This is a genomic window from Streptomyces sp. NPDC034085, assembly GCF_055575555.1.
Genome location: NZ_JBVISL010000004.1, coordinates 128,758 through 141,415 on the forward strand (window position 1 = coordinate 128,758; position 12,658 = coordinate 141,415).

At 76.6% G+C, this 12,658-nt stretch carries 8 protein-coding genes; 7 read left to right on the forward strand and 1 reads right to left on the reverse strand.

Translation table 11 applies throughout. From position 1 onward, the window contains the following. Window positions 1-23: 23 nt before the first annotated feature. From ACZ501_RS15450 to ACZ501_RS15470, 5 genes are all read left to right on the forward strand, one after another. Complete coding sequence (locus tag ACZ501_RS15450; RefSeq protein WP_468795692.1) at window positions 24-1,163, forward strand: hypothetical protein; 1,140 nt, start codon at window positions 24-26, stop codon at window positions 1,161-1,163. Continuing rightward, complete coding sequence (locus ACZ501_RS15455; RefSeq protein ID WP_468795695.1) at window positions 1,160-3,010, forward strand: hypothetical protein; 1,851 nt, start codon at window positions 1,160-1,162, stop codon at window positions 3,008-3,010. Before ACZ501_RS15450 ends, ACZ501_RS15455 begins: the two co-directional genes overlap by 4 nt. Continuing rightward, the gene (locus ACZ501_RS15460; RefSeq protein WP_468795697.1) at window positions 3,010-4,944 is read left to right on the forward strand and encodes a TOMM precursor leader peptide-binding protein; all 1,935 of its coding nucleotides are present in this window, start codon (window positions 3,010-3,012) and stop codon (window positions 4,942-4,944) included. Before ACZ501_RS15455 ends, ACZ501_RS15460 begins: the two co-directional genes overlap by 1 nt. An 89-nt stretch (window positions 4,945-5,033) precedes the next feature. Further along, window positions 5,034-6,686: a thiopeptide-type bacteriocin biosynthesis protein gene (locus ACZ501_RS15465; RefSeq protein ID WP_468795700.1), complete on the forward strand. Its 1,653-nt coding sequence runs from the start codon at window positions 5,034-5,036 to the stop codon at window positions 6,684-6,686. Window positions 6,687-6,816: 130 nt separating this feature from the next. Next, the gene (locus ACZ501_RS15470) at window positions 6,817-7,755 is read left to right on the forward strand and encodes a DMT family transporter (protein WP_468795703.1); all 939 of its coding nucleotides are present in this window, start codon (window positions 6,817-6,819) and stop codon (window positions 7,753-7,755) included. On the opposite strand, the gene ACZ501_RS15475 is transcribed toward ACZ501_RS15470, so the two are convergent. Beyond that, entirely contained in the window at window positions 7,752-9,149 is a 1,398-nt protein-coding gene (locus tag ACZ501_RS15475; protein ID WP_468795706.1) for an STM4012 family radical SAM protein, read from the reverse strand. The two genes, ACZ501_RS15470 and ACZ501_RS15475, sit on opposite strands and share 4 nt — an antisense overlap. Window positions 9,150-9,384: 235 nt before the next feature. On the opposite strand from ACZ501_RS15475, the gene ACZ501_RS15480 reads away from it, so the two are divergent. Next, window positions 9,385-10,497 carry a DUF1152 domain-containing protein gene (locus ACZ501_RS15480; protein WP_468795709.1) on the forward strand — a complete coding sequence of 371 codons (1,113 nt, stop codon included), beginning with the start codon at window positions 9,385-9,387 and terminating at the stop codon, window positions 10,495-10,497. A 58-nt stretch (window positions 10,498-10,555) separates the two neighbouring features. Continuing rightward, a complete protein-coding gene (gene recQ / locus ACZ501_RS15485) occupies window positions 10,556-12,580 on the forward strand; it encodes a DNA helicase RecQ (RefSeq protein ID WP_468795712.1) in 2,025 nt (674 codons plus the stop codon). The last annotated feature ends 78 nt before the right edge of the window (window positions 12,581-12,658 follow it).

Consider the following 12,658-nt stretch of genomic DNA (forward strand, 5'->3'; position numbering starts at 1 on the left):
CCCCGACAGCAGAGGAAGCAGCCATGCCGGCACACCCCAGCGGCGGCCTCGACGTGGTCGCCTACCACCACCACCCCGTCAAGGCCCCGCTGCTGCGCGAGGTGGTGCTGCCGCTCGCCGCGTCCTGCGCCCGGCAGGGACTGGCCGCGCACGTCGAACGGCACTGGCTGCACGGCCCCCACCTGCGGCTGTGCCTGCGGGGCCCGGACGCGCGGGTGGAGGCCGCCGCCGCGACGGCCGCGTCCCGGATCCGCGACTGGCTGCGGCTGCACCCCTCGCGGAGCGACCGCACCGAGGCGCAGCTGCTGGAGGCGGCGGCCGAAGCCGGGCGCGCCGAACTGATACCCCCGCCCTACGGGCCGCTCACCCCGGACAACACGGTCCGGACCGAGCCCGCCGACCGGTCCTCCGTACGCGCCCTGCTCGGCGACGACGGCGCCCGGCTGCGGGACGACCTGCTGCGGGGCGGCCTCGGTGCGCTGCGGGCCGGAGCCGCCTTCCTCGCCGCCCGCGCGGACACCGCGCCGGCGCGGCTCCGGCTCGCGGTGACCGCCCTCGCCGCACACGCGGGCTCCCACCCCGCGGGCCTGGCCGGCGGGCACTGGTCGTACGTGTCCCACCTGGAGGACTTCCTCCTCCACGACGACCCGGACGGACGGCTGCGGGCCTCCTTCGACGGCCACTGGGAGCGTGCCGGAGACGCCGTGACCGCGCTCGTCGGGCAGGTCGCCGGCGGCGGCGCCCAGGACGGAGCGGCGGACTGGGCCGCCTTCTCCGCCGCCGCCCGGGAACTGACGCGGAGCCGCTACGAGTCCGGCGCCGACCTGCACGGCAGCCCGCCCGCCTACCGTGACCGGGCCGCCGCCACGGGGGACCGGGCGGCGGCCGAGCGCTGGAACCCGGACACCCGCACCCGCTACAGCGCCTTCCACCGGCTGCTGCGCCGCGCCGACCCGCAGGGGGCGATGTTCGCCGACCCCGACTACCTCGTGTACCGGACCTGCACCAACGCCCTCTACCGGCTCCTCGCCATCTGCGACGTCCGCCCGCTGGAGCGGTACCTGGCGGCGCACCTGGTCGTGCGTGCGGTCCCCGCCCTGACCGGCTGCGACTGGCGTGCGGAACTCGGCGCGGCCGCCGACGCCGCGGAGCGCCGCGCATGACGGCCACCGGGGACGGCGCCACGGGCGGTGCCGCCGCGCCCCGTACGGCGCCCAGGCTCCGCCCGGGCGTCGCCGTGACCCCGCTGCGGGGCGGGCTCCACCTGCGGGGCCGGGCCGGCAGCGTCACCCTGGAGGGCAGTGCCGCGCTGCCCGCCCTGTGGCAGTGGCTGGAGCGGCCGCTGAGGGAGGGCCGCCTCGAAGACCTCCTGGACACCGCGGAAGCCGGCCCGGCCCTGCGCGCCGCCGTGGAGACCCTCCTCGGGCAGCTGGAGGCCCACGGCCTGCTCGTCGCCGAGCCCGCCGGGCAGGCGGCTGCGGACCCGGCGTACGGGGACCACCGACGCGACCCCGTCGCGCTGTGGCTCCGGGAGAGCGCCCGGGATCCCGCCGCCGCACGGGCCGCGCTCGCCGCGGCGCGGGCCGAGGTGGCGGCCGGCCCCGGGGGCGGGGACCTGGCCGAGGCCGCCGGGAGCGCGCTGGAGGCGGGTGGACTGCCCGTCGCCCGCACCACCGACCCGGCACTGCCCGCGGGCCGCATCCTGCTCCGCGTCCACGGCACCGGACCGGTGCGCGCCCTCGCGGCGGGGCTGTGCGCCGGGGGCGGCTACGCGACCGCCCCCGGCAGCCCGGCCCAGGCCCGCTCCGACGCGGCGGCCCTGGAGGCGCGCCTCGGCCCGGCGGGCGACGGCTTCGGCGACGGTGACGGCTTCGGCGACAGCGACGGCCCCGGCGGCGGGGACCCGGCGCTGGCACCCCTGCTCGGGGGAGCGGCGGCGCACCGGCTGCTGTGCGCGGCCGCCGGGCTCCCCGACCCGGCGGGCGAAGCCGGGGACGAGCGGCTGCTGCCCGGGCTCCCGGCGGTCCTCCTCGCCGGCACCGGGCCGCTGCGGGCCGACTACCGGACCTGGCTCGGGCCCGGCCGGCTGGACGCCGGCCGGCGGACGGACCTCGCCCCGGCGGCCACCCTCGGGGAAGCGCTGCGGCGGCTGGCGGCCCTGGGCGACGAGCGGTGCGGGGCCCTGCCCGCGCCGGTCCCGGTGGACCTTCCGCAGCTGCCCGTCCCGCTCGCCGTCTGTGAACTCCCCGGGGACGGGCCGGCGGGCGGACGCCTGATCGCCGGAGCGCCGAGGCTGGACCTGGCCCGGCTGGAGGTGTTCTGCCGGGCGGCGGAACTGCTGCTGGGCGGCGGAGGGTCCACCGTCGGCGCGAACCCGGGCCACGCCCGGGGCCGGGCCCTGCGCGCGGCGGCCGCCCGCCGCGCGGCCGCCGCCGGCCGGGCCGGGACGCCGGACGCCGATGAGGGGGTGGCGGAACCCCCCGCCGCGGCCGCGTGGTCCGGGCATCCGCAGTTCCGGCACTGGTGGACCACCCTGACGGCCCGTCTGGAGGTGGAGGCCCGCCTGGAGGTGGTCCGGCTCGGCCCCGGCGAGGTGTACCACGCAGCGGTCCGCCGGACCGGAGCCTCCCCGGTGCTGGGCGAGGCCGTGGAGGCCGACCCCGGCGACGCGGCGGCCTTCGCGGTGCTCGCCGCCGTGACCGCCGTCCGCACCGGGGGCCCGGGCGGCGGCGGCCGTACGCCGCCCTCCGGTGGCGCGGTCGCCGCGCTGGCCGCCGCCGGCGCCCGCACGGCCGGCTGGGAGGACACCGGCTGGACCGGCCGCTGGATGGAGCAGACGGCCGGACGGGAGGAGGCCTTCCAGGCCGCCCTGACCCGGCTGACCCGGCAGCCCCGACCGTCCCGTCCACCCCGGGGCGACGGGACCCCGGCCCCCGTCCGGGACCGCGGACTCCTCGCCCGGCTCCGGGCCTTCGGCTTCACCGTCCTGCACACCCCCGAGGAGCCGTGATGACCGCGACAGCCCGCCCCGCCCCGCCCGCGGCCGCCCTCTTCGCCTCCCTGCCCGTCCCGGTCCTCGACGCCGAAACCGCGAAGGCCGCCACCGCCGGCCCGGCCGCCGTCCTGCTGACCGAGTGGACCCCGGGGCTCGCCGAGGAGTTGAGCCGGCACGCGCTGGCCCACCCGGTCGCCCTGGTCCCCGTACGCTTCGACGGGCCGCTGGCGGTGGTCGGGCCGCTGCTCGCCCCCGGCGCCGCGGCCTGCCTGGCGTGCGCCGAGCACCAGCGGCTGGCGACGGCCGGCGGACGCGTGCCCCGGCAGAGCCCGGAGCTGGCGCTGGGCGGCGTACCGTCCCCCGCGCTGGCCGGGGCCCTCTGCGCCCTCGTACGCGACCTGCTGGACGGCCACGCCCGGCCGCGGCCCGGCGCGGACCCGCCCGCGGCCACCGTGTACCTGCTCCACCAGGGGCGCGGGACCTGGTCCACCCACCAGGTGCGCCCGGTCGGCGGCTGCGCCGTCTGCCACCCGCTGCCCGCGGACTCCGCCAGCGCGGCGGTCCCCCTGCCCGCGGCCCCCCGGCCGCTGCCCGACCCGTACGTGCTGCGCGCCCCCAACCCCCGGACCGGCGGCGGCAGGTTGCGCGCGGCCCTGCACGACGAGCGGTTCGGGCCGGTCCGCGCGCTGTTCCGCACCGAGGACTCGGCCTTCTGCCTGACCACCGCCTTCGTGACCGACGGCCGTCCCGTCGACGACGGCGGCTACGGCCGGGCCGGCGACTTCGCCGGCAGCGAGCGGATCGCCCTCTTCGAGGCCGTCGAGCGGTACGCCGGGATGCGGCCGGCCGGCCGGCGCACCGACCTGCGGGCCTCCTTCGCCGCACTGGGCCCCGGACGCGCCCTCGACCCGGAGCGGCTCGGACTGCCCGACCCCGCCCACCACGGGCATCCGGCCTCGCCGACCGTCCCGTACACGCCCGGCCTGGAACTGGACTGGGTACGGGGCTGGTCCCTCACCCGGCAGCGCCCGGTGGCCGTCCCCGAGCACGTGGCGTACTGGGACGTGCCCGGCGAGGGCCGGCCGCGCGTGGTGTACGAGTCCTCCAACGGCTGCGGCCTGGGCAACAGCCCCGAAGAGGCGGCCCTCTACGGCCTGTTCGAGGTGGCCGAGCGGGACGCCTTCCTGATGGCCTGGTACGCGGCCACCCCGCTGCGCCGCGTGGAGGTGCCGCCGGAGGACCTCGGGACGGCCCTGCTCGCGGACCGGGCGGCCCTGGCCGGCTACCGGCTCCGTCTCCTCGACGCGACGAACGACTTCGGCATCCCGGCGGTCGTGGCCGTCTGCCGCTACGAGGGCTCCCACCCGAACGCCCCGCGGATGTTCCTCGCCGCGGGCGCCCACCACGACCCGCGCGCGGCGATCCGCTCCGCCGTGGCCGAGGTCGTCACCAACGTGCTGGAGTCCGCGCAGCGCGCGCTCGCCGCGGACCGGCCGCGCGACCCGGCGCGGCTGCGGCCGATGCTGGACCGGCCCGAGCTGGTGGTCTCCCTCGACGACCACGTCGGGCTGAACGCCCTCCCCGAGGCGGCCCCGCGGCTGGAGTTCCTCTTCGCCGACACCCCGTGCCTGAGCGCCGCGCGGACCTGGCCGGGGGCGCCCGAGCCGGTGGACGACCTCTCCGCCCTGCTCACGGCGATGGTGGAACGGCTCGCGGCGGCCGGGCTGGAGGTGGTCACCGTCGACCAGAGCGAACCGGGGCTGCGCGACCGGCTCGGCCTGCACTGCGTGAAGGCCGTCGTACCCGGCTCGCTGCCGATGACCTTCGGCCACGTCAACCGCCGCACCCGGGGGCTGCCCCGGCTGCTGGAGGTGCCCCACCGGCTGGGCCGCACGGACCGCGTGCTGCGCCACGAGGACCTGGCGCTGCACCCGCACCCCTTCCCCTGAGCGACTCCCGAAGCGACTCCCGCACCGCAGTACCCCCGAACCGCACCTCCCCCAGCCGCACTTCCCGCCCAGCCGAACGAGGACCGGACGTGACGACCACCGACACCTGGCACAGCCACCACCTCTTCCTGCACTCCGCCACCGAGGACACCGACGCGTTCCTGGTCGGCGCCGCGGCCCCGCTCCTCGACGGCCTCGTGGCGGCGGGGGAGGCCGGCGCGTGGTTCTTCATCCGCTACGGCGAGGGCGGACCCCACGTGCGCATCCGGGTCCGCGGCCTGAGCGCGGCGGCCGCCGCCGAACTGCCCGGGGAGCTGGCCCGGGCCGCCGAGGAGGTGCCCGGCGTACCCGGCCCGTGGCCGTCGCGCCACGGCGAGGTGCGCGCCGTGGCCTACGCACCCGAGACCGGGCGCTACGGCGGGCCGCGGGCGCTGCCCGTCGCCGAGGAGGTCTTCGCCGCCTCCACGCACGTCGCCCTGGACGCCCTGCGGGCGCTGTCACGAAGGGGCGGGCCGGGAGCGCGGCTGACCCTCGCCGCCGACCTGGTCCACACGACGGTGTGCGCCCTCGGCATGGACCCGCTCACCGGGGCCCGCTGGCTGCGCCGGCACGCCGCCGGCTGGCGGTGGGTCACCGGGCTGGAGCTGCTGCCCGCGGCGTCCGTGCACGCGCGGGTCAACTCCGTGCACGCGGCGCAGCGTACGGGCCTGCGGCGGCGGGCCGCGGACCTGCGGGAGCGCCTCGGGACGGGCACCGCGGCGCCCTGGCTCGGCCGGTGGGCGGCCCGGGTCCGGGAGGCCGACGAGCAGCTGGCGGACCTGGGGGAGGAGCTGAGGGCCTGGGTGTGGGGCTCCCAGCTGCACATGCTGCTCAACCGGCTCGGGGCCACCCCCGACGAGGAGCGGGCGGTGTGCCGGCTGGCCGCCCGCACCCTGCTGGAGACCGACGAGCCGCCCGGGTTCTTCCCGCCCGGGCACACCGCCGCCGACCTCCAGTACCTGGAGCGGAGCAAGTTCCAGATCGGCCGCGGCGAGGACACCGCGCTGCGCCCGCTCCCGGACGGCCCGGCCCGGCCCGCACCGGCCGGCCCGGAGCTGGCCCTGCCCGCCGACCCGCTGCCCGAGGTGTCGCTGGGCGCCGCCCTGGCGGCCCGCACCTCGCTGCGGGGCCCACTGCGCGGACCGCTGGACGCCGGAACCCTGGGCTCCCTCCTGTGGCACTCCCTGTCCGGCGACGCCCCCGCCGGACCGGGGCAGCCGTCCCCGTCCCCGGGCCACCGCCCCTACCCGAGCGCGGGCGCCCTGTACACGGCCCGGGTGCGGGCGCTGGTGCTGGACGTGGCGGGGGTCCCGGCGGGTACGTACGACTGCCTCCCCGAGCGGCGCGCCCTGCGCCGCATCGGCCCGCCGCCGGAGGTGGCCGAGCTCAAGGCGCTCTCCACGTACCTGTCCCGCCCGGACACCGACCCGGACTGGATCGGCGTCGACGCGGCACCGGTGGTCCTGGCCGTCTACGCGGACCTCGGCCTGCTGCGCCGCCGCTACGGCCTGCGCGCCCTGCGCCTGGCCCTGCTGGAAACCGGCCACCTCACCCAGAACCTGCTCCTCGCCGGCGCCGCGCTGGACCTGGCCGGCACCCCGCTGGGGGGCTTCCACGACGACCTGGCGCACGAACTCCTCGGCCTGGACGATACGGAACAGCCGCTCCAGTACCTGCTGCCGCTCGGGCGCCGCCCCCGCTGACCCGCTTTGTGCGAAGGCACGGACGAGACCTCCCGCGCGGGGGAGATCCCATGGTTTTCCCCAGTAGGTCTGGTCGGTCCCGCCCCGATACGTTCGCCGGGTTCCGGAAGCGGTGGTGGAGGGGGAAGTCGTGGGAGCTGTGGCGGCCGTACTGGCGGCGGCGGTGCTGTGGGGGACGGTGGGTCCGGCCCAGCTGTGGGCCGACACCGGCGTGCACCCGGTGTCGCTCGGAGCCTGCCGGATGCTGCTGGGCGGGCTGGTGCTCAGCCTGCTGACGGTGCGTCCGGCCGGACTGCGCACGCTGCGCCGGCCCGGGGCGGGACGGTGGCTGGGGCTGGCCGTGCTGGTGACGGCGGCCTTCCAGGTCTGCTTCCTCCAGGCGGTGGAGCGCGGCGGGTCGGCGCTGGCGACGGCCGTGGCCTTCGGGACGGTGCCCCTGGCCGGCGGGCTGTGCGGCCGGTGGCTCTCCGGCGAGCGGCCGACCCGCCGCTGGCTGTGGGGGACGGGCTGCGCGGTGCCCGGCATCGGGCTGCTGCTGCTGCCCGGCAGCGGGGCGCGCGCCGATCTGCTCGGCGTGGTCTTCGCGGTGGTGGCGGGGGCGTCCTTCGGCGTGTACATCGCCGCGACGAAGGTGCTGGGGGCGCGCGGCGCGGACCTGGGCGCCGCGGCCCCGGTCAGCGTGCTGTGCGCGGGGCTGCTGGTCTCCCCGTACCTGCTGGTGGCCCCCGAGGGCCTGGCCGCGGGCCGCTCGCTCGCGCTGATCGGCTGGCTGGGCCTCGGCACGACCGCTTTGGGCTACCTGCTGTTCACCCGGGGCGTCGGCCGGCTCAGCGCCGCCACGACGGGGACGCTGAGCCTGACCGAACCGCTGGTCGCGACGGTGCTGGGCGTCGCGGTGCTGGGCGAGCGGCCCGCGCCGCCCGCGGCGGCCGGCGCGGCGCTCCTGCTGCTCGGGCTGGTCCTCGTGTCCCTGCCGGAGCGGCGCCGCGCCGGCCGGCCGCGCCCGGCCGGACCGGAGCCGGAACCGCGCGCGGTCCAGGCCGTCTCTTCCGGATCGGAGACGGCCTAGCGGTCCTGGTAGGTGCTCATCCGGGTGCGGACGCGGTCCGAGAAGAACATCGGGCCTATCGCGTCCGCCCACGCCATGCCGTCCGGGGTCAGCGCCAGGGTGCCGCCCTTCTCCCGCAGCCAGTTCCGCTTCAGCAGGGAGTCGAGCTGCGGTCCGAAGTCGTCCTCGAAGCGCGTCGCGAACTGCTGCTCGTAGGCGGCGGTGCGCAGGCCCGTGGACTCCAGCAGGTGCTGGAGCACGTACATCCGGCGCCGCTCGCCCCCGTCCATCCGGAAGGCCCACTGCGCGCGCCGGAACCGGTCGGTGGGGGTGGCGATGTAGTCGTCGATGATGCGCCGCACCTCGGGCACCGCGACCGCGTAGTCGGTGGTGTAGTGCAGGTCGGTGGTGAAGGAGCGGGCGCCGACGCCCAGGCCGACCATGCCGGCCTGCTGGTTGTACTCGCTGATGCTGCTGCCGTCGGTGTCCTCGACGGCAGCCGTGCCGGTCCGGCGGAAGACCCGCATGGAGGTCTGCTCGTACCCGGCGGAGAGCAGGTGGTCTCGGCCGTAGCGGTACAGCCTCAGCCGCTGGTCGTTCCACTCCTCGAGCGTCTTCGCATGGCGGGTGATCAGGCCGGTCAGCGGGCGCACGTACAGCGGGTAGAGGTAGACCTCCTCCGGCTCCCAGGCGAGGGCCGCGTCCAGCGAGACCTTGAAGGTGCGCTCGGTCTGGCCGTCGATGCCGTAGATGAGGTCGATGTTGAGGATGGGGAAGTCCGCCTCCTTGAGGCGGGCGAGCGAGGCCTCCACCTCCGCGCGCTTCTGGGGCCGTACCGCCGCGCGGGCCTCCTCGTCGATGAAGCTCTGCACGCCGATGCTCAGCCGGGTAGCGCCGCGCTCGGCGAGTACGGCGATCCGGTCGGCGGTGGCCGTCGCGGGTGAGGTCTCCACCGACCAGGAGGCGGCCTTGAGGTCGGCCCCCATGATGTTCTCGCTGATGTCGCAGAGGCGGGTGAGCTCGTCCGCGGTCAGGTAGGTCGGGGTGCCGCCGCCGAACGCGGCGAGGGTGAAGCGGATCGGCTCGCCCTTGGCCTCCAGCGCCTCGCGGGTCACGCGGGCCTGCCGCTCCAGGGTCCCGAGGAAGTCGCGGGTGACCTCCTCGGGGGCGCCGGTGCGGGTGAAGAGGTTGCAGAAGCCGCAGCGCATCTCGCAGAAGGGGATGTGCACGTAGAGGGAGAGCGCGTCGAGGCGTTCCCCGGACCACAGCTCGCTCAGCAGCGGGCCGTCCTCCAGGAGGCGGTAGGCCTTCTGGTGCGGGTAGGCGTACACGTACTGCTCGTACGGCGTTTCCGGGTCCGTGCCGGGAGCGGTGCCGGGAACGGTCGGCGTCGGAAGCAGAACAGGCGCGTTCATCAGGGGAATTGACCCTCTCTCAGGAAACGGGCGACGCGTCACCCTTCGTGACAAGGCGTCACCTTAGGGTCGTGCCCGGTCCGATTTCCGTAGTGCAATTCCCATGAGATGGGTTCCGGCGTGTAGAGGTTCATATGTACTTTTTGCGGAAGAGTTGATTCCGTACCGGTTCGCTCCCTTATCTGCGGATGGCCGGTTCGTGGCGGCGGGGCGCACTGGGGTATCCGTGTCCGGCATGGAGAACACGAAGAACACGAGGAGACTCCTCATCGCCGCAGGCGGCGGAGGCGACGCGATCACGGCGGCCATGGTCCACGCCGCCCTGTACGGCGCGGAGACCCCGGCGCTCGTCCTGACCTACGCGTGGGAGCGGCTGGTCGTCGACCCGGTCCCGGGACCCCGGCGGGCCACCGACTTCCACGGCACGGAGCCGGCCGCGCCGGACCTCGCCCTGGTCACCCCCGCGACCCGGCCCGTCGCCCCGGCCGGCTCGCTGCTGCCGCGCCTGTCCGGCGAACTGCGGCCGCGGCTCGGGCTGCTGGACCCCTACGGCGGCACCCTCGGCCTGGCCCGCCAGATCGCCGCGGCCGCCCGCTGGTGCCGGGCCGACCGGATCGACCTCGTCGACGTGGGCGGCGACATCGTGGCCCGCGGGGACGAGCCCACCCTGCGCAGCCCGCTGGGCGACGCCCTCGCCGTCGCCGCCGTCGCGGCCACGGGACTGCCCGCCACCGTGTACGTGGCCGGGCCCGGGCTGGACAACGAGGTGCCCCTGACCGCCCTGCTGCCGAGGCTCGGCGACCCCCTGTTCACCCTGGACGCCGCGCACACCGGCGTCGTGTCCGGGGTCTTCGGCTGGCACCCGTCCGAGGCCGGAGCTCTGCTGGTCGCCGCCGCCCGCGGGGTGCGCGGGGTCTGCGGCACCCGCGACGCGCCGCAGCCCGTCCACCTGGACGCCCCGGCCGCCGGCGTCCACCGGCTCACCCTCGACCGCGTCCTCGCGCTCAGCCCCCTGGCCAGGGCGCTGGCCGGCACCACCGGCCTGGAGGAAGCCGAGGAGGCCTCCCGCGCCGTGTGCGGCTTCTCGGAGATCGAGCGCGAACGCCACCGCGCGGGGGCACTGCCCGCCGCCCCGACCGCCCCCCGACCGGACCGCCGCCCCGACGAGGTCCGGGCCGGTTTCGCCGCCTGGGAGCGGGCGGCGCGGGCGGAGGGGCTCGCGTACGTCACCACGCGCAGGATCGTCGAGGAGCTCGCCCTGAGCGCCGGGGAGGCCCGCGCCCTGTTCGCGGCCCTGGGCGACCGCGCGGCGGCGCCGCTGTGGCGGCTGGGGCCCGCCGCCGGGTAGCCGCCCGGCGGCCGCCGTCCCGGGCGGAGGTGTCGGTGCGGGCCGCTAGGCTTCTCGAATGGCCCTTCCGGACGCTTCCCCCGAGATCTCCGACTCCCTGCAGGTGCTCCACCGCGTATTCGGATACAACTCCTTCCGCGGCGAGCAGCAGGAGATCATCGAGCAGGTCGCCGGGGGCGGCGACGCCCTCGTGCTGATGCCGACCGGCGGCGGAAAGTCGCTCTGCTACCAGATCCCGGCGCTCGTCAGAGAAGGCACCGGCATCGTCATCTCGCCGCTGATCGCGCTGATGCAGGACCAGGTGGACGCCCTCACCGCCCTCGGGGTGAGGGCCGGGTTCCTGAACTCCACGCAGGACCCGTACGAGCGCCAGGCCGTCGAGCAGGCCTTCCTCGACGACGGGCTGGACCTGCTCTACCTGGCCCCCGAGCGGCTGCGCTCCGAGGGCACCCAGCGGCTGCTCGACCGGGGCAAGGTGTCCCTGTTCGCGATCGACGAGGCGCACTGCGTCGCCCAGTGGGGCCACGACTTCCGGCCCGACTACCTCGCCCTGTCGATGCTGCACGAGCGCTGGCCGAAGGTGCCGAGGATCGCCCTGACGGCGACCGCCACCGAGACCACCCACGCCGAGATCGCCTCCCGCCTGGGCCTGCAGGACGCCCGGCACTTCGTCGCCAGCTTCGACCGGCCGAACATCCAGTACCGCATCGTCCCCAAGAACAACCCGCTCAAGCAGCTGCTGGAGCTGATCAGGACCGAGCACGACGGGGACGCCGGCGTCGTCTACTGCCTCTCGCGGGCCTCGGTGGAGAAGACCGCCGCCTTCCTGGTGGAGCAGGGCATCGACGCCGTCGCCTACCACGCCGGCATGGACGCGCGCACGCGCGCGGCGAACCAGGCGCGCTTCCTGCGGGAGGACGGGGTCGTGGTGGTGGCCACGATCGCCTTCGGCATGGGCATCGACAAGCCGGACGTGCGCTTCGTGGCCCACCTGGACCTGCCGAAGTCCGTCGAGGGCTACTACCAGGAGACCGGCCGGGCCGGCCGCGACGGCGAGCCGGCCACCGCCTGGCTGGCGTACGGCCTCCAGGACGTGGTCCAGCAGCGCAAGCTCATCGACGGCTCCGAGGGCGACGAGGCGCACCGCCGCTCCCTGGCCGCCCACCTGGACGCGATGCTGGCGCTGTGCGAGACCGTCGACTGCCGGCGGGTGCGACTGCTCGCCTACTTCGGGCAGTCCGGTGAGCCCTGCGGCAACTGCGACACCTGCCTGACGCCGGCCGAGTCCTGGGACGGGACGGTCGCGGCGCAGAAGCTGCTGTCCACGGTGTGGCGGCTGGCGCGGGAACGGCGCCAGAAGTTCGGTGCCGGCCAGATCATCGACATCCTCCAGGGCAAGAAGACGGCCAAGGTCATCCAGTTCGACCACGACGGGTTGTCGGTGTTCGGGGTCGGCGCGGACCTGAGCACCGCGGAGTGGCGCGGCGTCGTACGCCAGCTGCTGGCGCTCGGACTGCTGGCGGTGGAGGGCGACTACGGCACCCTCGTCCTCACGGACGCCAGCGGCGAGGTGCTGGGCGGGCGCCGCACCGTCCAGATGCGCAAGGAGAAGGCGCCGGCCGCCCCGGCCCGCAAGGAGTCCGGTTCGCGTTCCGGCAAGGGCGCCCGAGTGCCGGTCGACCTGCCGGCGGCCGCGGTACCGGTCTTCGAGGCCCTGCGCGCCTGGCGGGCCGCGACGGCGCGCGAGCAGGGCGTCCCGGCGTACGTGGTCTTCCACGACGCCACGCTGCGGGAGATCGCGACGCGCCTGCCCGGCACGGTCGAGGAGCTGGCCGGCATCGGAGGGGTCGGCGAGGCCAAGCTCACCAAGTACGGCGAGGGCCTCCTGGAGGCCCTGGCCGACTGCTCTGCCACCGCGACGGCCACCGCCACCGCGACCGCGACCGCGACCACGACCGCCACCGCGACCACGACCGCCACCGGTGTGGCCGGGCCCCCGCCCCTGCCCGAGCAGGCACCGCCGTACGACGAGGAGCCGCCGTACGACCTGGACGAGGACCCGCCCTGGGACGACTGGCGCTGAACGGCGTACGTCAAGGGAACGTCAAAGATCGGTCTGCATGTGCAAGGGGCACGTCAGGAAGTACCCCCTGGGGAGTCG